Below are 25780 nucleotides of genomic sequence, written 5' to 3'. Positions count from 1 at the left end.
CCCGAATGCTCACCTCGCCCCACGATTCCCACCACCGACGAGAGGAACCACATGTCCCGCACCCATGTCGTCCGGCACACCACCACGGTGAAGGCGCCCGCCGAGCGCTGCCACACCCTGATCGCCGACCTCGACGCCTGGCCGCAGCACTTCGCCCCTGCCGTGCACGCCGAGATCCTCGAGCGCCGCGACGACGGCGCCGAACTGGTGCGGCGCTGGGCGGTGACCGGCCCCTCCTCCGTCCACACCTGGGACGCCTGGCGGCGACTGGAGTCCGGCCGACGCATCGCCCTGGACCAGGTGGAGCCCGAAGCGCCGCTCGCGTCCATGCGCGCCACGTGGACGTTCGAGACCACGGCGCCCGGCACGACGGAAGTCGTCGTCACCCATGAGTTCGCCCTGCGCGACGACGCGCCGGACGACGCCGTGCACGCGATCGGCGCCGAGCTCGATGGCCGCACCCCGGGCCAGCTGGAGTCGCTGCGGCGGACCGCCGAGGCGTGGGAGGAGCTGGAGCCCCGGGTGATCTCCTTCGAGGACCCGCTCTTCATCGCCGGACGTCTGGAGGACGTCTACGAGTTCCTGTACGCCGCCGACAAGTGGCCCGACCGCGTCCCGCACGTGACCAAGCTGAACCTCACGGAGGACACCCCGGGCGTCCAGTTCTTCGACATGCACACGCACACGCCGGACGGCCGGGAGCACACGACCCGCTCCGTACGGATCTGCCTCCCCCAGCACAAGATCGTCTACAAGCAGATCGGTCTGCCGGCCCTCCTCGACGCGCACACGGGCCACTGGGTGTTCGTCGAGACACCGGAGGGCGTGGTCGCCCACGCCCGGCACACCGCGACCATCAAGCCGTCCGCCCTCTCCCTGCTGGGCGAGGGCACGACGGTCGCCGACGCCCGGAAGTACCTGCGGCGCGTGCTGAGCACCAACAGTCTCCAGACCCTCCGCTACGCCCAGCAGTTCGCCGAGGAGCGCGCCCGTGCCGACGCCGCCTGAACCCCAGGGCGGACGGCCCGTGTTCGGCCGGGTGCCGGACGACCCCACCGCGCTCAGTCACGTTCCCGACGTACCGCTGGACGGGCTGCTGCGGCGGGCGGCCGCCGCCGTGCCCGAGCGCACCGCCCTGCACACACCCGACCAGGCGATCACCTACGCCGAGCTCGACGCGCTGGTGGACGGCGGGGCGGCGGTGATCGCCCGGGCGGCGGGTCGCCCCGGCGCCGCGGTGGGCGTCGTGTCCTCCCTGACGCCGTCCTTCGCCGTCGCCTACTACGGCACGGTGCGGGCGGGTCTGGTGGTCGCGATCATCAACCCCTTCCTCCGCGGGGAGGCCCTGACCCACGTGCTCACCACCGCCTCGGTGTCCGTCGTGGTGGCCCCACCGGAGACGGCCGAACGGGTGGAGGCGATCCGCGCAGGCCTGCCGGGCCCGGTCACGGTGCTGTCGCCGCAGGAGGTCGTCCGAGGCGGAGGAGCTTGGGCGGGGGCGGCCCCGGACCCGGAAGCGGTGGCCTGCATCCAGTTCACCAGCGGCACCACCGGCGACCCCAAGGCCGTCCGGCTCACCCACCGCAACCTCGTCGTCAACGCCGGTCAGATCGCCGCCGTCCACGGGCTGGACAGCACCTCCGTCACGCTCAACCACCTGCCGCTCTTCCACCCGATGCACCTCAACTCGGCGGTGTGGGCAGGCGCGACCCAGGTGCTGGCCCCGGACCCCGACGCGGCGCTCGCGGTGGAGACGGCCAACCGGCAGGCGGCCACGCATTTCTACAGCCTCCCCGTACGGCTGGCGCACCTCGCGGCCGACTCCCGCCTGCCGGACCTACGGCTGCGTACGGTCGGCGCGGTCTTCTCGGGCGGCTCTGCCCTGCTGCCCGTCCCGGCCCGTACGCTGGCCGACCACTTCGGCATCCCGGTCGTGCAGGGGTACGGCCTGGCCGAGACGTCCCCGCTCACCCACTGCCAGCGTCCTTCCCGGCCCGTGCCGGGCTCGGTGGGCGCGGTCGTTCCCGGTACGGAGTGCCGACTGGTCGACATCGGCACCGGCGCTCCGGTCGAGGCCGGCCGGCCGGGCGAGGTGCAGGTCCGCGGACCGCAGGTGATGCGGGGCTACCTCAGTTCCGCCGCGCCGGCGGTCGACGCCGACGGCTGGTTCTCGACCGGAGACATCGGCCACCAGGACCCGGCCGGGAACCTCTTCCTGACGGACCGGCTCAAGGACGTCTTCAAGTGCGAGAACTGGGTGGTCTCACCGACCGAGATCGAGCGGACCCTGATCCGGCACCCGGCCGTCCGTGACTGCGCCGTCGTCGATCACCCCGACCCCTACCGCGGCGCCGTGGCCCATGCCTTCGTCGTCCTCGCCTCGGACACGGAGGGCAGGACGCACCCGGAGTCCAGGGAACTCGCCGACATCACCGCCTACGTCAACCAACGGCTGCCGTACTACCAGCACCTGAGGTACATCGACTCCGTGGACGCCGTCCCGCGCTCACCCAACGGAAAGATTCTCCGCCGCACGCTCCGCGAACGCGTCGGCGCCCTCGCCCCCCTTGGAGGACTCCAGTGATCACCGTCATCAACCGGCTCACCGTCCACGGCGACGTCCCCACGTTCGAAGGGATACTGAAGGACATCACCGCCCACATGAGCAGCCAGCCCGGCTTCCTCGGCCACCGCCTCTACCGCTCCGTGCGCGACCCGCGCGTGTTCGTCGAGACCGCGCAGTGGACGGACGCCGCCTCGCACCGCAAGGCGATGCAGGCGGACGCCTTCCAGCAGAGGGTCAAGGGCCTCGGCGGCCTCGCCACCCCGGAGCCGGACCTCTTCGAGATCGTGGAGGAGGACGAACGGGTGTAGCGGCGGATACGACGCGGTGGTCCCGGCCCCGGCGGTCCGGGGCCACCGCGCGGTTCACCGCGGAGAACCGCGCGGCGAACCGGAGAATCCCGCTCACGCGCCCATGGCCGCAGGCTCCAGAATCGCCACGCACCTCGGCTAGTGCTCGTACCAGCCGTTCCCGCTGCAGATGTTCGGGCACCGGCTGGTCGGGCTGATGCATCGCAAGCGGACGCGGCTCGGCGCCGGGGTACCCCCTCACGAGGTGGAGGTGACCGACATCGAGATCGTGGAGTCGGACGCCGCGCTCCGGGACGGCATCCCGGCGGCCTTCGAGGACACGCTGAGCCTCGACCACCGCTACGACGTGATCGCCAATGTGCTGGCGTACCACGCCCGCTATCACGGCCTGGAGGTGCGGCTGAGCGACACCGAGTTGCGCGAGGAGTGCGAGACGTAGACGGCCGAGTCCAGGGCGGCGGCCTGCGACCGGGCGGGTCGGCGCCCATAGACCGCGCTCGGCAGGGCCGACCGGTCCATCAGGGCATGACCGTCCAGGGTGAGCAGACCGCGACGGCGCACGGTGCGCATCACCAGGTGCCGGGGCCCCAGCCCGACCGCGCTGTCACCGTGGCGGCTGCTGCCCGGCACGTCCTCCCTGGTGAGCACACGAAGGTCGTAGCAGTGCCCCGTCTCACGGTCACCGGCCTGCACGCGTTCCTTCAGCCACGTCGTAGCGAGGCGGATCACTGTGTCGCCCCGGAGTCGGCGCAGCTCCAGCATCAGGCCGGGGAAGAAGTCGCCGGGCCAGACGACTCCCGTCAACCGACCCGAGTCGTCCCCGAGTTCGGCCGCGACATTCACGAATACCGTCGAACCGGAGCGTTAACGCCACGAACACGGCCCGGCCGGAGAGGTACACCAGCCCCGCCACCTGCCGCAGCAGTGAAGCTCCTACCAGCAGGGGCGAGCCGGCCGGCCACGCAATAGGCCGATCCCGTGGCAGCCTGACGAGAAAGATCCACCACCCCGTGGACGGCAACGGCCGCCCGCTGGCAGTCGTAGTCACCCTTGGCCAGGTCCACGACGCGCAACAGGCACAGCCCGGTGCGTGGGCTGCTCGTACCGCCGCACTCCACCACCCCCGTCGACACCGGACTGCAGGTCACCTTCCTGATGTGGGCGCTCATTGCCGCGCTCCGTGCAACTCGACGCACGGACCGCATGCCGACCTCACGCATAAGCTGACGCCCTGTCAAAGCGAACGTCACATGAGCGTCAGGGCCGCCTTGCGCGGATCCTGCGAAGACCGGTGGCAACACTCGCCCGCCTTCCCGTCACGGATCGGAACCGCAGGTCAGGGGCATTGGTTCGGCACGCGGCATGCTCCACTTCGCGCACATCAGAAGACAAGCCCGAGCACGCCCGGCCACTCCCGAGCAACCCACGAAAACCGCAGGTCAGGACCCCTTTGCAGCAAGCTCCAGGATCGCTACGCACTCCACATGATGCGCCTTCACCTCGTCGAACGTCAGGAAACGGGGAACCAGGTCGAGAGGCGCTTGGCGATGGCCGGTACATCGATGTTGTCCTGTGCGACGCCCTCGACGAACGGGCCGGCCACGGAGACGGGCGGCGGGACGGCACTGGCGCTGACGCCGTTGAACCGCAGGAAGACACGCATGGCGAGCCAGGCGGTGCGCTTGTTGCCGTCGATCAGCGCGTGATTGCGGGCGACGGAGTGCAGCAGTGCCGCAGCCTTCTCGTGCAGCGTGGAATACAACTCGGCTCCGAACACGTTCGTCCGGGGTCGCTCGATCGCCGAAACCAGAAGACCCATGTCACGCACACTGTGCTCGGTACCGTTGACCGTGCGGGCGATGGCCAGGATCTCGTCGATCTGGAGATAGCGCACGTCCGTCACTTCAGGTAGTCCAGGATCTCCGCATCGCTGTCCATCAGCTCGGCCAGAACGTCATCGACCTTCAGTTCGGCCCGGTTCTGGGCGTCACGGATGGCCTCGATGGCGAGTTCCTGCTTGCTGCGGCCCTCCCGACGAGCCCGCTCGGTGAGCTTCGCGTCCAGGTCGTCGGGGAGTCGAAGTGTCATCGCCATACAGTCATGATACCTGACCGGTATCATGACTGGCGCGGTCGAGCCGCGTCCCCTGAAAACGTGGGGCCCAAGATAGCGGCTCGCAGCGCCTGAGGAGGTGCAGCAAAGTCCCCCGCTGCGAGCGTCATCCGAGCGTCAAGAATCTCCGAACGCCCCGCTCAAGGCGTCGCCCGTGCAAGCACCTCGCTCACGAATCCGCAGGTCAGCGAGTTATAGAGATCGATCCGCCCGCTCGAACCGCTGCACGGAGGGAAACAGGTCGAGCAACCCACCCGGACAACAAAAGCGCAGGTCAGGATCCCTTGCCGGCCGGTTCGAGGATCGCCACGCACTCCACGTGGTGGGTCATCGGGAAGAGGTCGAAGGCTCTCAGGGTGCGGGGGTGGTAGCCGCCGGTCCGGAAGTAGGCGAGGTCGCGGGCGAGGGCGGCCGGGTCGCAGGCGACGTAGGCGATGCGGCGGGCGCCGAGGGACGTGAGGTGCTCCACCGTCTTGCGGCCGGCGCCGGCCCGCGGGGGGTCGAGGACGATGAGGTCGGCCTGCGTGATGCCGGTGCGGGGCAGGACGGACTCGACCTTGCCCTGTTCGACGCGGACCCGGTCGAAGGCGGCGAGGTTGTGCCGCGCGTCCTCGACGGCGCGCTTGCCGGACTCGATGCCCAGTACCGCCCCCTGGTCGCCGACGCGGTCGGCCAGGGCGCCCGCGAAGAGGCCGACGCCGCAGTACAGGTCGAGGGCCGTGTCGCCCTTGCGGGGCAGCAGGCCCTGCATGACCGCGGTGACGAGGGTGTCCGCGGCCCTCGGGTGGACCTGCCAGAAACCGCCGTTGCCCACCCGGTAGGTGCGGCCGTCGGCGCGTTCCCGCACGAAGGGGCGGCCGTGGACCCGGTGGACGCCGCCGTCCTTCTCGCCGACCCGCATCACCGACACCGGCCGGTCGAGTTCGACGAGGGGCAGCCGCGCGCCCGGCCGCGGGGTGAGGATGACCTGCCGGTCCTGCGAGCCCGTCGCCGCGATGGCCTCGACGGACGCCATGCCCGTCCAGTCCCGCCGCTCGATGCCCAGCTCGCTGACGCCCTCGGCGGCGATCATGCAGTGGTCGACCGGCTCCACCTCGTGCGAGCGGTGCCGGCGCAGGCCCGCGCGGCCCGCCTCGTCCACGGCGTACTGCACCCGCGTGCGCCACGCGGGGACCTCCCCGGCGGGCAGCTTGTCGCCCTCGGCCGGCATCACCGTGCCGTCCCAGCCGGCCTCCTCGGGGGTGAGGCCCGCGAGCCGCTGCAACTGCTCGGCGATGACCTCGCCCTTCAGTCGGCGCTGCGCGCCCGGCTTCGCGTGCTGCCAGTCGCAGCCGCCGCAACGGCCGGGGCCCGCGAAGGGGCAGGGCGCCTCGACCCGGTCCTTGGAGGCGTCGATGATCCGTACCGCGTCCGCCCGCAGGAAGCGCGCGCCCTCCTCGCCGTCGGTGACGCGGGCCACGACCCGTTCGCCGGGCAGCGCGTGCCGGACGAAGAGGACCTGGCCCTCGGCGGTCCGGGCGACGCAGTGGCCGCCGTGGGCGACGGGGCCGATCTCGACCTCGTACTCCTCTCCCACCAGGGACGTTCCCGCCTGCGGATTCTTCGGTTCTGCCTGCATGGCGGGGTGACTCCAGTACGACGAGAGGGATGGGCGGACAACAGCCGACCAGTCTACGTCGGCCGCGGGGGTCCCGGTCCCTCGCCCGGACGGGCGACTCCCCCGGTCACCGGTGGACTCGTACGGCGCCCGCGCCCCGTCCGGACCCCATGCCCCGCCCCCGACGCCCGCGCCCCGTCCGGACTTCATGCCCGCGCCCCGGCCCCCGCGCCCCGTCCGCACCCCGACGCCCGCGCCCCGGTCCGCCTCCGCCACCCCCGCGCCTCACCCGTCCCGCCGTCGTCTACTTCGGCGGCGGTTGCGACTCTTTCGTCGGGCCGGGCCTCGCCGGGCCGCGGCGGACGGCGCCCGGGGCCGCCCACTCCTGGCGGCGGCGGGCGCGCAGCCGGGCCGCCTCCGAGGACTGGAGCTGGTAGGGCACCGACGTGACCATGACGCCGGGGGTGAAGAGCAGCCGGCCCTTGAGCCTGAGCGCGCTCTGGTTGTGCAGGAGGTGCTCGTACCAGTGGCCGACCACGTACTCGGGGATGATCACGGAGACGGCGTCGCGCGGGGACTCGCGGCGGAGGTTCTTGACGTACTCGATCACCGGGCGGGTGATCTCGCGGTAGGGCGAGTCCAGGACCTTCAGCGGGACGTCGATGTTCCGCCGCTCCCACTCCTCGCGCAGTTCCCTGGTCTCCTGCGGGTCGACGTTGACGCTCAGCGCCTCCAGGCTGTCGGAGCGCAGCAGTTTGGCGTAGGCGAGGGCGCGCAGCGCGGGCCGGTGGATCTTGGAGACGAGGACGACGGAGTGGACCCGGGAGGGCCGGCCCATGTCGTCGCCGGAGGTCTCGTCCGGGGCCTCGGGGGCGGCGATCTCCTCGGCGACCCGGTCGTAGTGGCGGCGGATCGCCGACATGGTCGCGAAGAAGATGCACATGCCGAGCAGGGCGACCCAGGCACCGTGGCTGAACTTGGTGGCCAGGACGACGACGAGCACCACCCCGGTGAAGAAGGCGCCGAAGGTGTTGATGGTGCGCGAGCGGATCATGTGGCGGCGAGTGGCGGGGTCCCGTTCGGTCGCCAGGTGCCGGTTCCAGTGCCGGACCATGCCGATCTGGCTGAGTGTGAAGGAGACGAAGACGCCGACGATGTAGAGCTGGATCAGGCGCGTGGAGCTGGCCCCGTAGACGACCACGAGCAGGGCCGCCGCGCCGGCCAGCAGCACGATGCCGTTGGAGTAGGCGAGGCGGTCGCCGCGGGTGTGGAGCTGGCGGGGCAGGTAGCGGTCCTGGGCGAGGATCGCGCCGAGCAGCGGGAAGCCGTTGTACGCGGTGTTCGCGGCGAGGAAGAGCACCAGGGCGGTGGCCGCGGCCAGGACGACGAAGAGGAAGCTGCCCCGGCCGAACACCGCCTCGGCGACCTGTGAGATCACCGGGTCCTGTACGTAACCGGGCCCCACCGGCACGCCGTTGTGGAGGAGGTCGGTGGCGGGCGCCTCGGCCATGCGGACCTTGGTCGTGGCGGCCAGCGCGATGATGCCGCAGAACATGGTGACCGCGAGCAGGCCCATCAGGGCGAGGGTGTTCGCGGCGTTCCTGGACTTGGGCCGGCGGAAGGCGGGGACGCCGTTGGAGATGGCCTCGACGCCGGTGAGCGCGGCGCAGCCGGAGGAGAAGGCGCGCAGCAGCAGGAAGACCAGCGCGAAGCCGGCCAGCCCCTGGTGCTCGGCCTTGATCTCCAGGTCGGCGGTCGGGGCGCGCATGCTGTGGTCGAGGACCAGGCCCCGGAAGGCGCCCCAGGCGATCATGATGAAGACGCCGGTCACGAAGACGTACGTGGGGATGGCGAAGAGGGTGCCCGACTCCCTGACGCCGCGCAGGTTCATCAGCGTCAGCAGCACGATCACGGCGACGGCGCAGAGGACCTTGTTCTCGACGACGAAGGGGACCGCGGAGCCGAGGTTCTCGATGCCGGAGGAGATCGAGACGGCGACGGTCAGGATGTAGTCGACGAGCAGGGCGCTCGCGACGGTCAGGCCGGCCTTGGGGCCCAGGTTGGTGTTGGCCACCTCGTAGTCGCCGCCGCCGCTCGGGTAGGCGTGCACGTTCTGCCGGTAGGAGGCGACCACGGTGAACATCAGCACGACGACCGCCGCCGCGATCCAGGGGCTGAAGTGGTAGGCGGACACTCCCGCGATGGACAGGACCAGCAGGACCTCACCGGGCGCGTAGGCCACGGAGGACAGCGGGTCGGAGGCGAAGACGGGGAGGGCGATCCGCTTCGGCAGGAGCGTTTCGCCGAGCCGGTCACTGCGCAATGCGCGCCCGATGAGAATCCGCTTGGGCACGTCGGTCAGTTTGGACACAACTGAACATCGTAGCCCTCGGACCGGGGGCATCCCACCCGCCACCCCAGATCTTGACGCCGTCCGCTCTCCGGGGCTCTCCGGGTGAAATCGGGCATCGCCGCGGCTGCGGAATCGCCGGGGCGCGGGTTCCCATGCCTATATGACGAACACGGTCCGCCGGCCACCCGAGACCGTCATACAGGCCACCCTCTCCCCCGCCCGGGGAGCCCTCGCGCACCCCACTCTCCCCACTCTCCCGGCTCTCCCCGCCCCCCAGCCCTCCCAGCCCGCAGGAGTCCCCATGCATCTCACCGCAGAGCTGATCGGCGGGGCCGCCGCACTGGCCGGCCTCGCGCTGCTGACCCTCGCCAGCGTGCGCAGCATCGGCCGCCGGTCGTCCGCCGGGGGGTGAGCCGCGGCCTGCGCCGGCGGCCCGTACGGGACGACCCGGGGCCACTGCGCGCCGGCCCGTACGAGAGGACCCGGGCCACCGCGCGCCGGCCCGTACGAAACGACCCGGAGCACCGCGCGGCACGGCGGGTACGTTGGGCCGGGGCGGGGGAACCCGGCTTGCCGGGCCCCCGAGCGGCGGCACCCCGGGTACCCACCGGCATGATGTCCCCTGCGGCCCCGCACTCTGGCCGCGACGTGTCGCCAGGCGAGCCGAAAGAGAGACATGAGCACGACGTCAACAGAGGTCAGCAGGCCCGTGGAAAGCGCGGTGTGAGGCGATGCATATTGTCATCATGGGCTGCGGGCGTGTGGGCTCCGCTCTCGCCCAGACCCTGGAGGGGCAGGGCCACACGGTCGCCGTGATCGACCAGGACCCCACCGCCTTCCGCCGTCTGGGCTCGGCCTTCGGCGGGCGCAGGGTCACCGGCGTCGGCTTCGACCAGGACACCCTGCGCGAGGCGGGCATCGAGGACGCGGGCGCCTTCGCCGCCGTCTCCAGCGGCGACAACTCGAACATCATCGCGGCCCGGGTGGCCCGCGAGATGTTCGCCGTGGAGAACGTCGCCGCCCGGATCTACGACCCCCGCCGTGCCGAGGTCTACCAGCGGCTCGGCATCCCCACCGTGGCCACCGTCCGCTGGACGGCCGACCAGATGCTGCGCCGGCTGCTCCCCTCGGGGGCGGAGCCGCTGTGGCGCGACCCCACCGGCGGGGTGCAGCTCGCCGAGGTGCACACCTCCCCGTCCTGGGTCGGCCACAAGATCAGCCGGCTCCAGGAGGAGACCGGTGTGCGGGTCGCCTTCCTCACCCGGCTGGGTGAGGCGATCCTGCCCAGCTCGCAGACGGTGTTGCAGGAGGGCGACCTGGTGCACGTGATGATGCGCACCGACGAGGTCGACAAGGTCGAGGCGGCGTTCGCCCAGGGTCCCGACGAGGAGGCCGGTCACTGATGAGGGTCGCCATTGCCGGAGCCGGAGCGGTCGGCCGTTCGATCGCGGGCGAGCTGCTGGAGAACGGGCACGAGATCCTGCTCATCGACAAGGCGCCGACGGCCATCTCGGTCGAGCGCGTCCCGATGGCGGAGTGGCTGCTCGCCGACGCGTGCGAGATCACCTCGCTGGACGAGGCGGCGCTCCAGCGCTGCAACGTCGTCATCGCGGCGACGGGCGACGACAAGGTCAACCTCGTCGTCGCCCTGCTGGCCAAGACGGAGTACGGCGTCCCGCGCGTCGTCGCCCGGGTGAACAACCCGAAGAACGAGTGGCTGTTCAACGAGTCGTGGGGCGTGGACGTCGCCGTCTCCACCCCGCGGCTGATGTCGGCCCTGGTCGAGGAGGCGGTGAGCGTCGGCGACCTGGTCCGGCTGCTGCGCTTCAGCCACGGCGACGCCAACCTGGTCGAGCTGACCCTGCCGGAGGAGTCGGCGCTGGCCGGCACCCGGGTCGGGGACGTCCAGTGGCCGGAGGACACCTCCCTGGTCACCATCATCCGGGGCAACCGCGTGCTGACCCCGTCCCACGAGGACTCCCTGGAGGCAGGCGACGAGCTGCTGTTCGTGGCGGCGCAGGCCCGGGAGGAGCAGTTGGAGGACCTGCTGTCGGCGCGGCGGACGCTGCGCTGAGGCGAGGCGGGCCGGCGCGGCGGGCGTGACGTCCGGTACGGCCGCCGCGGACGGTACGACATAGGGGGCGCTCGGAGGGATCTCCGGGCGCCCCCTACGTGTGGAGACCCACGCCGTGCCGGGCGGTGCGACCGGCGGGCCGTGCCGACGCTCAGCCCCGGCGGTGCCGTCCGCCCCGGCCGTCCGCGGCACCGCGGTCACCGGCCGCGGACCCGTGCGGCGCGGAGTCGGCGACGGGGGCCATCGCCTCGCCGGGCAGGCCGTCCGCCGGGAGGTGCCCCGCCCACTCGCCATCCGCCCGCCCCTGCTCGGCGGCGCGCTCGGCGGCCCGCTCCGCGGTCCGTTCCCGTTCGGCCCGCTCCGCCGCCTCCATCTCCGCGAACACGTCGATGGGCGCCGGCGCCTTCGCCAGGAAGACCCAGGTCAGCCAGACGGCGAGCAGGAAGGGCGGGATCTTGAGGGCGACCAGGACCCAGCCGAACTGGGTGGTGTCCGCCCACCAGTAGAGCGGGAAGAGGATCGCGCACTTGGCGAGGAGGATCAGCCCCCACGCGTAGCTCGCCTTGGCGTACGCCTTCTTGCGGCCCGGGTTGCGGGTGCGCCAGGAGAGGTTCTCCTTGAACACCGGTCCGAGGATCAGGCCGAGGAGCGGCACCCCGGCCAGCGACGTGATGATGTACGCCAGCGCCAGCCCCAGCGTGTAGAGCATGCCGGGCAGATAGAAGTTCTTGGCGTTGTCGGTCATCATCGCGAAGACCACGCCGAAGCCGACGCCGAAGACCCCGCTGAAGGCGTGCTTGACGGTGTCCTTGCGGGCGAGGCGGACCACGAGCAGCACCAGCGAGACGCCCAGCGCGGCCATGGCCGACAGGCGCAGGTTGTTGTTGATCGTGAAGCTGGTGACGAAGAGGAGGCCCGGCAGCACCGTCTCGACCATGCCCCGCACGCCGCCGAACGCGTCGAACAGGGCAGCCTCCGTCACCGCCCGTGCCTCGTCCGCAGATGTCTGGTCGGTCGGCTTGTCGAGCGACGTCACCGGCTACTCCCGTCCGAGGGGTCTCAGTTCGTATTTCGGGTTGAAGAGCACCCGGCGGCCGTGGCTCATGGAGATCCGGCCCGATGCGATGAGCTTGCGCCCTGGTTCGACGCCGAGTATGGAACGCCGGCCCAGCCACACCACGTCCAGAGCGGCGGTGCCGTCGAACAGCTCGGCCTCCAGGGCCGGGACGCCCGCGCGCGGTCGCAGGGTGACCGTGCGCAACGTACCAGTTACCGTGACGATCTGCCGGTCCTGGCAGTCCTCGATGGCTATGCAGCCGGTGGTCTCGGTGTCCTCCCGCAGCTCCTCGGACTCCAGATCCTCCATCGACGAGGAGAGCCGGTCGAGCATGCGCCGCAGCCGGCCCGCCGCCTTGCCGGAACGGGGAACAGCACTCATGAGTGAAGCGTACCGGGGCGCGGTGACGGACACGCATTCCCCCGGGGGCGGGTGGTCCGGCTCACCGTTCGAAGCGGTAGCCCATGCCCGGTTCGGTGATGAAGTGGCGCGGGTGCGCGGGGTCGGCCTCCAGCTTGCGGCGCAGTTGTGCCATATAGACCCGCAGGTAGTTGGTCTCGGTCCCGTACGACGGGCCCCACACCTCGCGCAGGAGCTGCTTCTGGCTGACCAGCCGGCCGCTGTTGCGCACCAGGACCTCCAGCAGGTGCCACTCGGTGGGGGTCAGGCGTATGTCCTTGCCGGCGCGGTGGACCTTCTTGGCGGCGAGGTCGACGGTGAAGCCGGCGGTCTCCACGAGGACCTCGTCGCCGCCCGGCACCGGTTCGGCGCGGCGGACGGCGGCCCGCAGCCGGGCCAGCAGCTCGTCCATGCCGAAGGGCTTGGTGACGTAGTCGTCGGCGCCGGCGTCCAGGGCCTGCACCTTCTCGTCGGAGGAGTGCCGGGCGGAGAGCACCAGGATCGGCACCCGGCTCCAGCCGCGCAGGCCCTTGATCACCTCGACGCCGTCCATGTCGGGCAGGCCGAGGTCGAGCACGACCACGTCGGGGTGCCGGGCGGCGGCGAGGCGCAGGGCGGTGGCGCCGTCGTGGGCGGCGTCGACCTCGTAGTGGCGTGCCTTGAGGTTGATCACCAGGGCGCGCACGATCTGCGGCTCGTCGTCGACCACCAGGACCCTCGTGAGGGCCTGGGCCTGGGGGTTCCCCCCGGTCGGGCTCATGGGACCTGCCTTTCTGCTGTCACGGGGCGCGCGGGCCGGGCCACCGGGCCGGGGGCACCGGCACCCCGGCCCGTACCCGTACCTGTACCGGTGCCGGTGCCGGTGCCGGCCGGGGTGCCGGGTCCGGCCCCGGGGCCGGGGCCCGGGGGCGGGGCGGCGCCGGCCGCGCGGAGGGTGAGGACCATGGTGAGGCCGCCGCCCGGGGTGTCCTCGGCGTTCAGGGTGCCGCCCATGGCCTCGGTGAAGCCCCGGGCGACGGCCAGGCCGAGCCCCACGCCGGAGCCTCGGGGGGCGTCCCCGTAGCGCTGGAACGGCTCGAAGATACGGTCCTTGGCGTCGTCCGGCACACCCGGCCCCCGGTCGACGACGCGCACCTCGACGCGGTCGGCGAGGGCGCTGGCGGCGACCACGACGTGGCTGCCGTCGGGGCTGTACTTGACGGCGTTCTCCACCAGGTTGGCCATGGCCCGCTCCAGCAGCCCGGCGTCGACGGCGACCATGGGCAGCGTCTCGGGGATGTCCAGGTCGACACTGCTCTCGGGGACGCCGCCGAGCGCCATCGGCACCACCTCGTCCACGTCGATCTCGCGGATCAGGGGGGTGACGGTGCCGGTCTGGAGCCGGGACATGTCCAGCAGGTTGCCGACGAGGTGGTCGAGGCGGTCGGCGCCGTTCTCGATGCCCTCCAGCAGTTCGGCGCGGTCCTCCTCGGACCAGGCGACGTCGTCGGAGCGCAGTCCGGTGACCGCGGCCTTGATCCCGGCCAGCGGCGTACGCAGGTCGTGGCTGACGGCGGCCAGCAGGGCCGTGCGGATGCGGTTGCCCTCGGCGAGGGCGCGGGCCCGGTCGGCCTCCTCGCGCAGCCTGCGCCGGTCCAGGACGACGGCGGCCTGGGCGGCGAAGGCGGCGAGCACCCGGCGGTCCTCGGCGGGCAGCACCCGGCCGGTCAGCGCGAGCGCCATATGGTCCCCGACAGGCATGTCCACATCAGCGTCTTCGGGGCGTTCCACCGGCAGTCCGAGTCCGGCGCGGCCGGCGCAGGTCCAGGGCTCCAGGTCGCCGGCCCGCTCCAGCAGGGCGGCCGACTCCATGCCGAAGGTCTCCCGGACCCGTTCGAGCAGGGCCTCCAGGCTGGTCTCGCCGCGCAGGACGTTGCCCGCCAGGAAGGAGAGGATCTCCGACTCGGCGCGCAGCCGGGCCGCCTGGTGGGTGCGGCGGGCGGCGAGGTCGACGACCGAGGCGACGGAGAGGGCGACGCCGACGAATATCGCCAGGGCGAGGAAGTTGCGCGGGTCGGCGATGGTGATGCGGTTGACCGGGGGCGTGAAGAACCAGTTGAGCAGCAGGGAGCCGACCGCGGCCGAGGCCAGCGCCGGGAAGAGCCCGCCGAGCAGGGCCGCGGCGACGGTCAGCGCCAGGTAGAAGAGGACGTCGTTGGCGAGGCCGAGCTGGACGGTGGTCAGCAGCGGGGTCAGCGCGAGCGGGCCGGCGAGGCCGGCGACCCAGCCCCACACGATCCGGGAGCGGCCGAGCCGGGCACCCCGGGCGACGGGCAGCCCGCGGCCCTTGGCGGCCTCCTCGTGGGTGACGATGTGGACGTCGAGGTCGGGTCCGGACTCGCGGGCGACGGTGGCGCCGACCCCGGGGCCGAAGATGTACTGCCAGGACTTGCGGCGCGAGGAGCCCAGCACGATCTGGGTGGCGTTGACCCCGCGGGCGAAGTCCAGCAGGGCGACGGGGATGTCGTCGCCGAGCACGTGGTGGAAGGTGCCGCCGAGGTCCTCGACCAGGGTCCGCTGGACCGCGAGTTCCTTCGGGGAGGCGGAGGTCAGCCCGTCGCTGCGGGCGATGTAGACGGCCAGCACCTCGCCGCCGGCCCCCTTCTCGGCGAGGCGCGCGGCCCGGCGGATCAGCGTGCGGCCCTCGGGTCCGCCGGTCAGCCCGACCACGATCCGCTCGCGCGAGCCCCAGATCCTGGAGACGCGGTGCTCGCTGCGGTACTGCTGGAGGTACTCGTCGACGCGGTCCGCGACCCACAGCAGGGCCAGTTCGCGCAGGGCGGTGAGGTTGCCGGGGCGGAAGTAGTTGGAGAGGGCGGCGTCGACCTTGTCCGGCTGGTAGATGTTGCCGTGCGCCATGCGGCGGCGCAGGGCCTGCGGCGACATGTCGACCAGTTCGATCTGGTCGGCGCGGCGGACCACCTCGTCCGGCACCGTCTCCTGCTGGCGCACCCCCGTGATCGACTCCACGACGTCCCCGAGGGACTCCAGGTGCTGGATGTTGACGGTGGAGATCACGTCGATGCCGGCGGCGAGGAGTTCCTCCACGTCCTGCCAGCGCTTGCCGTTGCGGGTGCCGGGGACGTTGGTGTGGGCCAGCTCGTCGACGAGGGCGACCCTGGGGTGGCGGGCGAGGACCGCGTCGAGGTCCATCTCGGTGAACGCCGTGCCGCGGTACTCCAGCTCGCGGCGCCGCACGTGCTCCAGCCCGTGGAGCAGGACCTCGGTGCGGGGGCGGCCGTAGTGCTCGACGTACGCGACGACGCAGTCGGTGCCGCGCTCGACCCGGCGGTGCGCCTCGGCCAGCATGGCGTAGGTCTTGCCGACGCCCGGCGCCGCGCCGAGGTAGATCCGTAGCTTGCCGCGTCCCATGGCCCCATTGTCTTCCGGTCGGCGCCTGACGCGCAGCGCCGGCCCCACCACGGGACATCATGACGAACCCGGTGGGGGCCCGGCCGCGCGCGTGGTTTCCCTTGACGCGCCCCTGACGCGGAAGAGGACCCCCGGCACGCGGACCCGGCGCAGCTCCGGCGGGCGGGCCGCCGGGCCGGGGCCCTCACTCCGCGACGATCCGCCCGTCCCGCAGCTCCAGGACCCGGTCGGCGAGGCCGAGCAGGGTGGCGTCGTGGGTGGCGACGAGGGCGGTGAGGCCCTCGCTGCGGACGACGGCCCGCAGCAGCTCCATCACGGCCCGGCCGGTCTCCGCGTCGAGTTGCCCGGTGGGCTCGTCGGCGATGAGCAGCGCGGGCTCGTTGGCGAGGGCGCGGGCGACGGCGACGCGCTGCTGCTGCCCGCCGGACAGCTCGCCGGGCCGCTGGGCGGCGTGGTCGGCGAGGCCGACGAGGGAGAGCAGCAGGGCGACGCGCTGCTCGCGCTCCCGGGGCGGGGTGCGGCGCAGGCGCATCGGCACGCCGACGTTCGCGGCGGCGGTGAGGACCGGGAGGAGCCCGAAGGACTGGAAGACGAAGCCGACCCGGTCCCGGCGCAGGGCGAGGAGCCCGTCCTCGTCGAGTCCCGCGAGGTCGCCGCCGTCCACCTCGACCCGTCCGGCGTCCGGGGTGTCCAGGCCGCCGACGATGTCGAGCAGGGTGGTCTTGCCGGAGTCGGAGCGTCCCTTGAGGGCGACCAGCTCGCCGCGAGGCACCTCGAAGGAGACGCCGCGCAGGGCGCGTACCGCGGCGTCCCCACGGCCGTACGTCTTGTGCACGTCCTCGACGCGCACCATGGTCCCGGTGGCGACCTGGCCGCTCGTGATCCTCCCCCGCCGTGTCCGGGCGCCAGTATGGCCAGCGCGGACCCGGGGGTTCAACGCCTGCCCGCCCCGGACACGGGACCCGGCCCGGTCCGACGCCCTCACTCCCCCGGAACCGCCCCCGGAACCGCGCCGGGGCCGCGCCCCTGACGCGGGACGCGGCCCCGGCTCCGCGCGCACGCGGCGCGCGGGAGTGGAGTCGGTCGGTGCCTAGCGGACCTCGGTGATCTCCGGGCCGCGCTGGAGCTGGCCCATGCCGCCGGAGAAGCGGGAGCCCTCCTCCTCCTGCTGCACGCCCTCGGGGACCATCTGCGCGTCGTTCGGCAGCTTGAGGACGATCGGGTCGCGGGGGGCCATGGGGCCGTCGCCGCGCACCACCACGGTGTCCCGGAAGATCTGCTCCAGCAGTCCGGCGGCCTGCGGCTGCACGGCGCCCTGGCCGGAGATCACTCCGCGCAGGAACCAGCGCGGGCCGTCGACGCCGACGAACCGCACGACCTGGAAGCCGCCGGTGCCGTCCGGGAGCTGTACGGGCACCTGGGCCCGCAGCTCCCAGCCGAGGGGGCCCTCGACCTCGTCGACGATGCCGCCCTGCTGGGTGATGCCGGAGCCGATCTCCTCGCGCACCTCGCCCCAGATGCCCTCGCGCTTGGGGGCGGCGAAGCCCTGGAGCTGGATGGCGCTGTCGTGCAGGACGACGGTGGCCGCGACGATCGCGTCGCCGGCGACCTCCACGCGCAGTTCCATGCCGTCGACTCCGGGGACGAAGATGCCGCCGAGGTCCACCCGGCCCTCGGCCGGATCGCGTACCTCGGAGCTGTCCCAGGGACCGTCGGGGCGCGGTTCGGGTTCGAGCCGCACGCGCTCGGTCCCCCTGTCGTCCGCCTGGGTGTCGATGCTGTCGACGACCTGCTCGGCCTCGCCGGCCGCGTCGTCGGCGGCACCCTTCTTCTTGCGACGTCCGAACACGTCACTGTCCTTCCCGGTCGGATACGACCGAAGCGTATCGATTCCCACCCGTCGGGCCGCCGTCGGCGACCTGACCGCTTGTGCCGCTCGCAGGGTCCGTTCCGGCGTGGCCGCCGGTGGACCCGAAGCCCCCTTCGGCCCGCGCCGATCCGGGAAGCTCCGCGACCTGGCGGAAGCGGACCCTCTCGACCTGCTGGACGACCAGTTGGGCAATCCGGTCGAAGCGCTCGAACCGCACCGTCTCGCGCGGATCGAGATTCACCACGATCACCTTGATCTCCCCACGGTACCCGGCATCAATCGTCCCCGGGGCATTCACGAGGGCGACACCGCAGCGGGCGGCCAGTCCGGATCGTGGGTGCACGAAGGCCGCGTACCCCTCCGGGAGCGCCACAGACACGCCCGTGGGCAGGACGGCCCGTTCTCCCGGCGCCAGCTCGCAGGCGACGGTGGTGCTCAGGTCGGCCCCGGCGTCGCCGGGGCGGGCGTACGACGGAAGCGGTACGTCGGGGTCGACGCGGCGGATCAGGACCTCAAGGCTCACGGGTTCACCTCGAAGGCGCGGACCCGGCGGACCTGGTCGGGGTCGTCCATCGCGGCGCGGATCTCCTCCTCGCGGCCGTGCTCGACGAAGTGCTCGACCTTGACCTCGACGAAGAGGGCGTCGGCGCGGACGGCGACGGGGCCGTCCGGGCCGCCGATACGGCCGGTGGCGGTGGAGTAGATCTTCCGGCCGGAGACGGCGGTGACCTCGGCCTCCAGGTGGAGGGTGGTGCCGACGGGCACGGGCCGCTGGAAGTCGGTCTCCAGCCGGCCGGTCACGGCGATGGTCCGCAGCAGCCAGTTGAGCGAGCCGAGGGTCTCGTCGAGGGCGGTGGCGAGCACGCCGCCGTGCGCCAGTCCCGGGGCGCCCTGGTGGGCGGGGCGGACGGTGAACTCGGCGGTGACCGAGACACCCTCGCCGGCGCGGGCCTGAAGGCGCAGTCCGTGCGGCCGGCCGTCGCCGCAGCCGAAGCACTCGGCGTAGTGGGAGCCGAGCGGCTCTCCGGGGGCGGGCGCGTCGGGGTGCCGTACGGGTGTCAGGGCGTCGGCGGGGGGCTGAAGAGCCGGGGAAGTACCACTCACAGGCGCAGACCTTACCCGCGCGTCGGGCCGACCCGGATACCTGCCAAGCTAGCCGCATGCAGCTCTCCGCCGCCCCGTACGAAGAACGCCTCACCGCGCCCCGCTCCTGGTGGCTGGTCTCCGGCCTGGTGGGGTTCGCGTTCGCGCTGATCCTGACGCCGCTCGGCACGCTGCCCATGCTGGGCGGGCTGGCCGGGGGCACGGCGGTGGCGGCGGTGGCCGCCAGTTCGTACGGCGCGGTGCGCATCCGGGTCGTGGGCGGCGCACTGATCGCGGGCGAGGCGAAGGTGCCGGTGACGGCCCTGGGCGAGGCGGAGATCCTCGACGAGGAGGAGGCCCGCGCCTGGCGCACGTACAAGGCGGACACGCGCGCCTTCCTGCTGCTGCGGGCCTACATCCCGACGGCCGTGCGGGTGCCGGTGACCGACCCCGAGGACCCGACGCCGTACCTGTACCTGTCGACGCGGGAGCCGGAGCGGCTGGTGGAGGCGCTGCGGGCGGCCCAGGCGGCCGTCTAGGGCCTTCCGGGCGCCGCCGGGCGCCCTGGGCCGCTCAGGGCCCGGTGGGGCCGCCGGGGCGGCGCAGGGGGTCGTGGGTGAGTCCGTCGATGTCCAGGGCGTCGGGCGGGGGCTCCAGGCCCGGGAGGGCGCCGAGGGCGTCCCAGGGCACCTGGGCCTTGCGCAGTTCCGCGCGGATGTGGGCGGCCAGCTTGCGGGTGTCCCGGCGGTTCATGACGGCGCCCACGGCGGCGCCGACCAGGAACGGCATCAGGTTGGGCAGGTCGCGCACGGTGCGCTTCATGATCTGCAGGCGGAGCTGCCGCTTCATCGGGCCGTTCAGCGCGGCGGCGACGGTGGAGGGTCTGGTCACCTCGATCCGGCGCTCGTCGGACCAGCAGGTGAGGTAGGCGGTGCTGCGCTGGGCGAGGGTGCCGGGCGGGCGCAGGCCGTAGACCTCGTGGAGTTCGGCGGTCAGCTTCAGTTCGATGGCGGCGACGCCGGTGATCTCGGCGGCCAGTTCGGTGGGCATCGCGGGCGGTACGGGGAACATCGCGGCGGCGCCGACGCCCGCTCCGACCGTCGCGGTGGCGCGGGCCGCGCCGGCCACGAGCCGGTCGGCGATCTCCTCGGGCCCGAGGCCGGGGAAGTGGGCGCGCAGGGTCGCCAGGTCGCGTACGGGCACGCGCGGGGCCAGATCGATGATCCGGTCGGCGAGGTGGCCCAGGGCGACCCTGGCCCGGTGGACGCCGCGGCGGGCGCCGTCGCCCGCCCGGTCCCGGAACGCCGCCGCCCGGCGCCGGGCAGCGGGCGTCGGTGTCCGGCCGGCCGGGAGGTCGCCCCGGCCGCTCACAGCTTCGAGCGAGGCCGTACCCGTATCGGTGCGGCCTCGCTCGTCGTCACGCGCGCTGTGGGGGCCGTCCTGCGGCCCTTGGTCCGTTCCTTCACGGAAGAAGGGGCGGCGCTTCCAGGGAGGGGTCGAGCCGGTCACGGCCGACCCCTCCTCAGTCGCAGTCGCGGCAGATCGGCTGGCCGTTCTTCTCGCGGGCCAGCTGGCTGCGGTGGTGCACCAGGAAGCAGCTCATGCAGGTGAACTCGTCCTGCTGCTTCGGCAGTACGCGGACTGCCAGTTCCTCGTTCGAGAGGTCGGCGCCGGGAAGTTCCAGGCCCTCTGCGGCCTCGAACTCGTCGACGTCGACGGCCGAGGCGGACTTGTCGTTCCGCCGGGCCTTCAGCTCTTCGAGGCTGTCCGAGTCGACGTCGTCGTCGGTCTTGCGTGGAGTGTCGTAATCGGTGGCCATGGTCGCTCTCCCCCTCTGGGTATCTGCGGGTGTCTCCAGCGCACGTAACGCGTGAGAGGCCGGACTTGTGCCCGACCCGAGGCGGAGATTTTGCCTCACATCAAGGTCTGTTACTCAATCGACACCCAACCGGACCCCTCATGAGTGATCGGCTGGGATGGCGATGGGGACCGTACACGGTTCGATTGCCGCACCACAAAGGCGTCTCACCCTGTACTTCCCGTGATCGGGAGCCCCGAAAACCGGGATTTTCCCGACTCCCCCACGGGGTATGCGGTCACCGAGCGTGCATGACCGGAAAGCACACACTGTGATCGATCACACACGTGACCGCGGGTCCGACGCCCCGGGTATTCCGCTTGAAGCGAAAATTTCCCGGATTCGGCACCGTACCCCGCCCAGGCTCTCAGAGAGGCAAGGTGACACGCATCACGAGTCCACCACCTTCACGCGGCTGGGCGTAGATGTGTCCGCCGTGCGCCCGCGCGACCGAGCGGACGATGGACAGACCGAGCCCGACGCCCTTGTCGCTGCCCGTGCGCTCGGTGCGCAGCCGCCGGAACGGCTCGAAGAGGTTGTCGATCTCGTACGCCGGCACCACCGGGCCGGTGTTGCTGACGACGAGGACCGCGTGGCCGTTCTCGACGGAGGTGTCGACCTCCACCCAGCCCTGTTCGGGCACGTTGTAGCGCACCGCGTTCTGCACCAGGTTCAGGGCGATCCGCTCCAGCAGGACGCCGTTGCCCTGGACGACCGCCGCCTCCCGGGTGCCCCCGACGCGCACGCCCTTCTCCTCGGCCTCGCCGTGCACCTGGTCGATGGCCTGGCCGGCCACCTCGGCGAGGTCCACCGGCTTGCGCTCGACGATCTGGTTGTCGCTGCGGGCGAGGAGGAGCAGCCCCTCGACCAGTTGTTCGCTGCGTTCGTTGGTGGCCAGCAGGGTCTTGCCGAGCTGCTGGAGCTCCACCGGCGCGTTCGGGTCGGAGAGGTGCACTTCGAGGAGGGTGCGGTTGATCGCCAGGGGGGTACGCAGCTCGTGCGAGGCGTTGCCGACGAAGCGCTGCTGGGCGGTGAAGGCCCGTTGCAGCCGCTCCAGCATGTCGTCGAAGGTGTCGGCCAGCTCCTTCAGCTCGTCGTCCGGGCCGTCCAGCTCGATCCGGCGCGAGAGGTCGGAGCCGGCCACGGCGCGGGCGGTACGGGTGATCCGGCCCAGCGGCGACAGGACCCGGCCGGCCATGGCGTAGCCGAAGGCGAAGGCGATCACGGCGAGGCCGAGCAGGGCCAGCAGGGAGCGGCTGAGCAGGGTGTCCAGGGCGACCTGGCGCTGGTGGTCGACGCACTCGCTGATCGCCGCGTTGAAGGCGGACAGCGACAGGTTGCTGGCGTTGTTGACCGCCGGGCACTTGTCGCTGGCGACCTTGATCGCCTGACCGTCCACGATCTTGAACAGCGGTTCGTTGCCCGAGGTCAGCGCCTGCGCGGCGAGCAGGTAGATGATCGACAGCAGCAGGATGCCGGCGATCAGGAACATGCCGCCGTACAGCAGCGTGAGCCGTATCCGGATGGTGGGGCGCAGCCAGGGCGGCGGGGTGGCCGGGCGGGGGTCCCAGGTGGGCTTGGGCGGCGCCTGGGGCGGTGTGGGGGTGGTCGCCATGGGGGATCAGATCCGGTAGCCGGAGCCGGGGACGGTGACGATGACGGGGGGCTCGCCCAGTTTGCGGCGCAGGGTCATGACGGTGACCCGGACCACGTTGGTGAAGGGGTCGGTGTTCTCGTCCCACGCCTTCTCCAGAAGCTGTTCGGCGGAGACCACGGCGCCCTCGCTGCGCATGAGGACCTCCAGCACGGCGAACTCCTTCGGCGCGAGCTGCACCTCCCGGCCGTCGCGGAAGACCTCGCGGCGGTTGGGATCGAGCTTGATGCCGGCGCGCTCCAGGACGGGCGGCAGCGGCACGCTGGTGCGCCGGCCCAGGGCGCGCACGCGGGCGATCAGCTCGCTGAAGGCGAAGGGCTTGGGGAGGTAGTCGTCGGCGCCGATCTCCAGTCCCTCGACCCGGTCGCTGACGTCGCCGGAGGCCGTGAGCATCAGCACGCGCGTGGGCATGCCGAGTTCGACGATCCGGCGGCAGACGTCGTCGCCGTGGACGAGGGGGAGGTCGCGGTCGAGGACGACCACGTCGTAGTCGTTGACGCCGATGCGCTCCAGGGCCGCCGCACCGTCGTACACGACGTCGACGGCCATGGCCTCCCGGCGCAGTCCGGTGGCCACCGCATCGGCGAGCAGTTGCTCGTCCTCGACGACGAGTACGCGCACGTCGCTGGTCCTTCCTGTGTCCTGATTCGGGTCTCCCCCGTCCGCCCGCACAGCGCCGTCGCGGCACGCGCGAGGGCGGACACGCGGGGGTGTCGGCGTCCATCCTGCCCTTTTCGGCCATAAGTCGGCGGTAAGGCAGCTCAGGGCGGGCGTCCGGACCGTCGCGGGCGGCCGGGGCCGGGCGGGGCGGGCGGTCCGTCGCGGGCGGGGCTCCGGGGGGACGAAATTTTCTCGTGTGGGTGAGGTTTCCACGGAAGGAACGCGGGGGAGGACGGGTTTACACCCCACGATCACGCTCTGCCCGTATCGCATGACCGTGCGGTACACGCGGTCCGCTTCCGCAGAGCGGGTGCGGGGTGTCCGGCACGGTCGCCGCCCCTGGTGGGGCTGGGCTGGGCATCCCACGAAGACGTGATCGTCACCTTCCCCTGGCACACCCCCGTGCCACCGACCCACGACCCAGGACGAGGGGGCGCAGCATGGACGCTTTCACCGCAGGACTTCTGCAGCGCATAAAGACGACCGAGTCCGACCTCTCCCGGGCCCGCGACGAGGGCGACGACTTCCTCGTCGACGTGGAGCTGGGCGAACTCGACGACCTGCGCCGCCTCGCTGCCGAGCACGGCGTGGAGGTCGAGGCGACCAACGCCTGACCGGCCCGCGAACGGCGAGGGCCCCGGCGGATGCACGCCCCCGGGGCCCTCTCCGTGAGGTCATCGCCGCGCGGTCATCGCCGCGCGGGGCGCCGGTCAGGCCCCGAACTCCGCCAGGAGCTTCTGGAGCGGCTCGAAGACGGCCGGGGTGGCGGCGATCGCCAGCTCCCCCGAGGGGGCCTGGCCGGGCCGTCCGCCGGTCACCGCGCCGGCCTCCCGGGCGATCAGGTCGCCCGCGGCGCGGTCCCAGGGGTGCAGTCCCCGCTCGAAGTAGCCGTCGAGGCGGCCGGCGGCCACGTCGCACAGGTCGATCGCGGCCGAGCCGCCGCGCCGGATGTCGCGCACCAGCGGGATCAGCCGCCGCGCGATCTCGGCCTGCGCGGCGCGGACCTCGGCGACGTAGTTGAAGCCGGTGGAGACCAGCGCCTGGTCGAGCGGCGCGGCGGAGCGGCAGGACAGCGCCCGCTCCCCCTCCCACGCCCCTGTCGCCCAGGCCCCGCCGCCGCGCACCGCGTGGTACGTCTCGCCGCGCATCGGCGCCACGACCACCCCGGCGACGGTCTCGCCGTCCTGCTCGGCGGCGATGGAGACCGCCCAGGTCGGCAGCCCGTAGAGGTAGTTCACGGTGCCGTCGAGGGGGTCGATCACCCAGCGCACGCCGCTGGTGCCGGCGGAGGAGGAGCCCTCCTCGCCGAGGACGCCGTCGTCGGGGCGGCGTTCGGCGATCAGGCCGGTGATCAGCTTCTCCGCCGCGATGTCCATCTCGGTGACCACGTCGATCGGGCTGGACTTGGTGGCGGCGACCGCGAGGTCGGCCGGGCGGCCGTCGCGCAGCAGCTCGCCGGCGCGGCGGCCGGCCTCGTGGGCGAGGGCCAGCAGCTCGGCGTGGAGCGGATCGGTCGGGGCGGCGGTCACGGGGCTCCTCACGCGTAGGGGCTGTCGGCGCCCGCGGCGGCGGGACGCGGGGCGCGGGCGGGGCAGCAGCCCACCGGGCACAGGTCGTGGCTCGCGCCGAGCGAACCGAGGAAGCAGGGCGCGATCTCCTGTCCGCGCTCGGTGGCGGCCCGCTCGGTGACCAGCTCGCGGATGGCGGCGGCGAAGCGCGGGTCGTCGCCGACGGTGGCCGAGCGGCGCATCGGCAGGCCCAGCTCGCGCGCCTTGTCCGCGGCCTCCGTGTCGAGGTCGTAGAGGACCTCCATGTGGTCGGAGACGAAGCCGATGGGGGCGATGACCACGGCGGGGACGCCGGCCGCGTGCCGCTCCTCCAGGTGGTCGCAGATGTCGGGCTCCAGCCACGGGATGTGCGGGGCGCCGGAGCGGGACTGGTAGACGAGCTGCCAGGGGTGGTCGACACCGGTGCGCTCGCGGACCGCGTCGGCGATGAGCCGGGCCACGTCCAGGTGCTGGCGGACGTAGGCGCCGCCGTCGCCGTGGTCCTCGACGGGGCCGGAGGTGTCGGCCGCCGAGGTGGGGATCGAGTGGGTCGAGAAGGCGATGTGCGCGCCGTCGCGGACCTCCTCGGGCAACTCGGCCAGGGAGCGCAGGACGCCGTCGGCCATGGGCTCGACGAAGCCCGGGTGGTTGAAGTAGTGCCGCAGCTTGTCGACCCGGGGCAGGTCGAGGCCCTCGGCCTCCAGGGCGGCCAGCGCGTCGGCCAGGTTCTCGCGGTACTGGCGGCAGCCCGAGTAGGAGGCGTAGGCGCTGGTGGCGAGGGTGAGGATGCGGCGGCGCCCGTCGCGGACCATCTCGCGCAGGGTGTCCGTGAGGTACGGGTCCCAGTTGCGGTTGCCCCAGTAGACCGGGAGGTCGAGGCCGTGCTCGGCGAACTCCTTGCGCAGGGCGTCGAGCAGGGCGCGGTTCTGGTCGTTGATGGGGCTGACCCCGCCGAACAGGAAGTAGTGGCTGCCCACCTCCTTGAGGCGTTCCGTCGGGATGCCGCGCCCGCGGGTCACGTTCTCCAGGAACGGGACCACGTCGTCCGGGCCCTCCGGGCCGCCGAACGAGAGCAGGAGCAGAGCGTCGTAGGGGGAGGCGTCCAACAGGTCAGGCATGCCTCGATCCTGCCACCCGGCACCGACAACGGGAAACGAAGGGCCGTGTGTCCGCCGGCCGGTTCGCGGGGGTACTCCGGGGCGGTATCCGCCGGTAAGCTGTATCGACTGCG

The 25780-nt window shown here is 72.5% G+C and carries 27 protein-coding genes; 8 read left to right on the top strand and 19 right to left on the bottom strand.

Annotated elements, in window-relative coordinates:
* The first annotated feature begins 51 nt into the window (after nucleotides 1-51).
* The 4 genes from J5Y05_RS00665 to J5Y05_RS00650 all read left to right on the top strand — a co-directional run bounded on the left by J5Y05_RS00665 (nucleotide 52) and on the right by J5Y05_RS00650 (nucleotide 3313).
* Nucleotides 52-1008, top strand: coding sequence for an aromatase/cyclase (locus J5Y05_RS00665; protein WP_210867742.1), 957 nt, complete (start codon nucleotides 52-54; stop codon nucleotides 1006-1008).
* On the top strand, nucleotides 992-2584 hold the full coding sequence (locus J5Y05_RS00660; protein ID WP_307853619.1) for a class I adenylate-forming enzyme family protein: 1593 nt from the start codon (nucleotides 992-994) through the stop codon (nucleotides 2582-2584). Before J5Y05_RS00665 ends, J5Y05_RS00660 begins: the two co-directional genes overlap by 17 nt.
* Nucleotides 2581-2874, top strand: coding sequence for an antibiotic biosynthesis monooxygenase family protein (locus J5Y05_RS00655; protein ID WP_210867741.1), 294 nt, complete (start codon nucleotides 2581-2583; stop codon nucleotides 2872-2874). Before J5Y05_RS00660 ends, J5Y05_RS00655 begins: the two co-directional genes overlap by 4 nt.
* A gap of 169 nt (nucleotides 2875-3043) precedes the next feature.
* Complete coding sequence (locus tag J5Y05_RS00650; RefSeq protein ID WP_210867740.1) at nucleotides 3044-3313, top strand: hypothetical protein; 270 nt, start codon at nucleotides 3044-3046, stop codon at nucleotides 3311-3313.
* Here the strand turns inward: J5Y05_RS00650 and J5Y05_RS00645 are convergent.
* The 5 genes from J5Y05_RS00645 to J5Y05_RS00620 form a co-directional block, all read right to left on the bottom strand.
* Nucleotides 3256-3678, bottom strand: a complete 423-nt coding sequence (locus J5Y05_RS00645; RefSeq protein ID WP_247613982.1) for a hypothetical protein — start codon at nucleotides 3676-3678, stop codon at nucleotides 3256-3258. The genes J5Y05_RS00650 and J5Y05_RS00645 overlap by 58 nt on opposite strands.
* Before the next feature lie 706 nt (nucleotides 3679-4384).
* Nucleotides 4385-4777 carry a type II toxin-antitoxin system death-on-curing family toxin gene (locus J5Y05_RS00635; RefSeq protein ID WP_210867739.1) on the bottom strand — a complete coding sequence of 131 codons (393 nt, stop codon included), beginning with the start codon at nucleotides 4775-4777 and terminating at the stop codon, nucleotides 4385-4387.
* Entirely contained in the window at nucleotides 4774-4968 is a 195-nt protein-coding gene (locus J5Y05_RS00630) for a ribbon-helix-helix protein, CopG family (protein WP_037672007.1), read from the bottom strand. The genes J5Y05_RS00635 and J5Y05_RS00630 overlap by 4 nt, the downstream gene beginning before the upstream one ends.
* Before the next feature lie 292 nt (nucleotides 4969-5260).
* A complete protein-coding gene (locus J5Y05_RS00625; protein ID WP_210867738.1) occupies nucleotides 5261-6604 on the bottom strand; it encodes a class I SAM-dependent RNA methyltransferase in 1344 nt (447 codons plus the stop codon).
* A 283-nt stretch (nucleotides 6605-6887) separates the two neighbouring features.
* Nucleotides 6888-8954, bottom strand: coding sequence for an APC family permease (locus J5Y05_RS00620; protein ID WP_210867737.1), 2067 nt, complete (start codon nucleotides 8952-8954; stop codon nucleotides 6888-6890).
* A gap of 713 nt (nucleotides 8955-9667) precedes the next feature.
* On the opposite strand from J5Y05_RS00620, the gene J5Y05_RS00615 reads away from it, so the two are divergent.
* Nucleotides 9668-10339, top strand: a complete 672-nt coding sequence (locus J5Y05_RS00615; RefSeq protein WP_210867736.1) for a potassium channel family protein — start codon at nucleotides 9668-9670, stop codon at nucleotides 10337-10339.
* Nucleotides 10339-11010, top strand: a complete 672-nt coding sequence (locus tag J5Y05_RS00610) for a potassium channel family protein (protein ID WP_210867735.1) — start codon at nucleotides 10339-10341, stop codon at nucleotides 11008-11010. Before J5Y05_RS00615 ends, J5Y05_RS00610 begins: the two co-directional genes overlap by 1 nt.
* A 151-nt stretch (nucleotides 11011-11161) precedes the next feature.
* On the opposite strand, the gene J5Y05_RS00605 is transcribed toward J5Y05_RS00610, so the two are convergent.
* From J5Y05_RS00605 to J5Y05_RS00570, 8 genes are all read right to left on the bottom strand, one after another.
* Nucleotides 11162-12046: a DUF3159 domain-containing protein gene (locus tag J5Y05_RS00605; RefSeq protein WP_210867734.1), complete on the bottom strand. Its 885-nt coding sequence runs from the start codon at nucleotides 12044-12046 to the stop codon at nucleotides 11162-11164.
* A gap of 3 nt (nucleotides 12047-12049) precedes the next feature.
* A complete protein-coding gene (locus J5Y05_RS00600; protein ID WP_210867733.1) occupies nucleotides 12050-12448 on the bottom strand; it encodes an OB-fold nucleic acid binding domain-containing protein in 399 nt (132 codons plus the stop codon).
* Between the two features lie 61 nt (nucleotides 12449-12509).
* Nucleotides 12510-13226, bottom strand: a complete 717-nt coding sequence (locus J5Y05_RS00595; protein ID WP_210867732.1) for a response regulator — start codon at nucleotides 13224-13226, stop codon at nucleotides 12510-12512.
* Complete coding sequence (locus J5Y05_RS00590; RefSeq protein ID WP_210867731.1) at nucleotides 13223-15877, bottom strand: ATP-binding protein; 2655 nt, start codon at nucleotides 15875-15877, stop codon at nucleotides 13223-13225. Before J5Y05_RS00590 ends, J5Y05_RS00595 begins: the two co-directional genes overlap by 4 nt.
* Nucleotides 15878-16061: 184 nt before the next feature.
* Nucleotides 16062-16730, bottom strand: a complete 669-nt coding sequence (locus J5Y05_RS00585; protein ID WP_210867730.1) for an ABC transporter ATP-binding protein — start codon at nucleotides 16728-16730, stop codon at nucleotides 16062-16064.
* A gap of 237 nt (nucleotides 16731-16967) precedes the next feature.
* The gene (locus J5Y05_RS00580; RefSeq protein WP_210867729.1) at nucleotides 16968-17726 is read right to left on the bottom strand and encodes a DUF3710 domain-containing protein; all 759 of its coding nucleotides are present in this window, start codon (nucleotides 17724-17726) and stop codon (nucleotides 16968-16970) included.
* Between the two features lies 1 nt (nucleotide 17727).
* The gene (gene dut, locus J5Y05_RS00575; protein WP_210867728.1) at nucleotides 17728-18270 is read right to left on the bottom strand and encodes a dUTP diphosphatase; all 543 of its coding nucleotides are present in this window, start codon (nucleotides 18268-18270) and stop codon (nucleotides 17728-17730) included.
* Complete coding sequence (locus J5Y05_RS00570; protein WP_210867727.1) at nucleotides 18267-18851, bottom strand: PaaI family thioesterase; 585 nt, start codon at nucleotides 18849-18851, stop codon at nucleotides 18267-18269. Before J5Y05_RS00570 ends, dut begins: the two co-directional genes overlap by 4 nt.
* A 56-nt stretch (nucleotides 18852-18907) precedes the next feature.
* Between J5Y05_RS00570 and J5Y05_RS00565 the strand changes: the two genes are divergently transcribed.
* Complete coding sequence (locus tag J5Y05_RS00565; protein ID WP_210867726.1) at nucleotides 18908-19369, top strand: DUF3093 domain-containing protein; 462 nt, start codon at nucleotides 18908-18910, stop codon at nucleotides 19367-19369.
* A gap of 34 nt (nucleotides 19370-19403) precedes the next feature.
* On the opposite strand, the gene J5Y05_RS00560 is transcribed toward J5Y05_RS00565, so the two are convergent.
* From J5Y05_RS00560 to J5Y05_RS00545, 4 genes are all read right to left on the bottom strand, one after another.
* The gene (locus J5Y05_RS00560) at nucleotides 19404-20339 is read right to left on the bottom strand and encodes a hypothetical protein (protein ID WP_210867725.1); all 936 of its coding nucleotides are present in this window, start codon (nucleotides 20337-20339) and stop codon (nucleotides 19404-19406) included.
* A 13-nt stretch (nucleotides 20340-20352) separates the two neighbouring features.
* Nucleotides 20353-20649, bottom strand: coding sequence for a DUF4193 domain-containing protein (locus tag J5Y05_RS00555; protein WP_003993510.1), 297 nt, complete (start codon nucleotides 20647-20649; stop codon nucleotides 20353-20355).
* A 406-nt stretch (nucleotides 20650-21055) separates the two neighbouring features.
* Nucleotides 21056-22303, bottom strand: a complete 1248-nt coding sequence (locus J5Y05_RS00550; protein WP_210867724.1) for a sensor histidine kinase — start codon at nucleotides 22301-22303, stop codon at nucleotides 21056-21058.
* A 6-nt stretch (nucleotides 22304-22309) separates the two neighbouring features.
* On the bottom strand, nucleotides 22310-22963 hold the full coding sequence (locus J5Y05_RS00545) for a response regulator transcription factor (RefSeq protein WP_004982445.1): 654 nt from the start codon (nucleotides 22961-22963) through the stop codon (nucleotides 22310-22312).
* Nucleotides 22964-23442: 479 nt separating this feature from the next.
* Between J5Y05_RS00545 and J5Y05_RS00540 the strand changes: the two genes are divergently transcribed.
* Nucleotides 23443-23616, top strand: a complete 174-nt coding sequence (locus J5Y05_RS00540; RefSeq protein ID WP_199809444.1) for a hypothetical protein — start codon at nucleotides 23443-23445, stop codon at nucleotides 23614-23616.
* 96 nt (nucleotides 23617-23712) lie between these two features.
* On the opposite strand, the gene J5Y05_RS00535 is transcribed toward J5Y05_RS00540, so the two are convergent.
* Complete coding sequence (locus J5Y05_RS00535; RefSeq protein ID WP_307853617.1) at nucleotides 23713-24531, bottom strand: inositol monophosphatase family protein; 819 nt, start codon at nucleotides 24529-24531, stop codon at nucleotides 23713-23715.
* Nucleotides 24532-24539: 8 nt separating this feature from the next.
* Nucleotides 24540-25667, bottom strand: a complete 1128-nt coding sequence (locus J5Y05_RS00530) for a ferrochelatase (protein ID WP_210867722.1) — start codon at nucleotides 25665-25667, stop codon at nucleotides 24540-24542.
* Nucleotides 25668-25780: the final 113 nt, after the last annotated feature.

Source organism: Streptomyces tagetis (genome assembly GCF_018069565.1).
Taxonomy (GTDB): Bacteria; Actinomycetota; Actinomycetes; order Streptomycetales; family Streptomycetaceae; genus Streptomyces; species Streptomyces tagetis.
The sequence above is the reverse complement of the archived record's forward strand: the minus strand, read 5'-3'. Positions and strand labels throughout refer to the sequence as shown.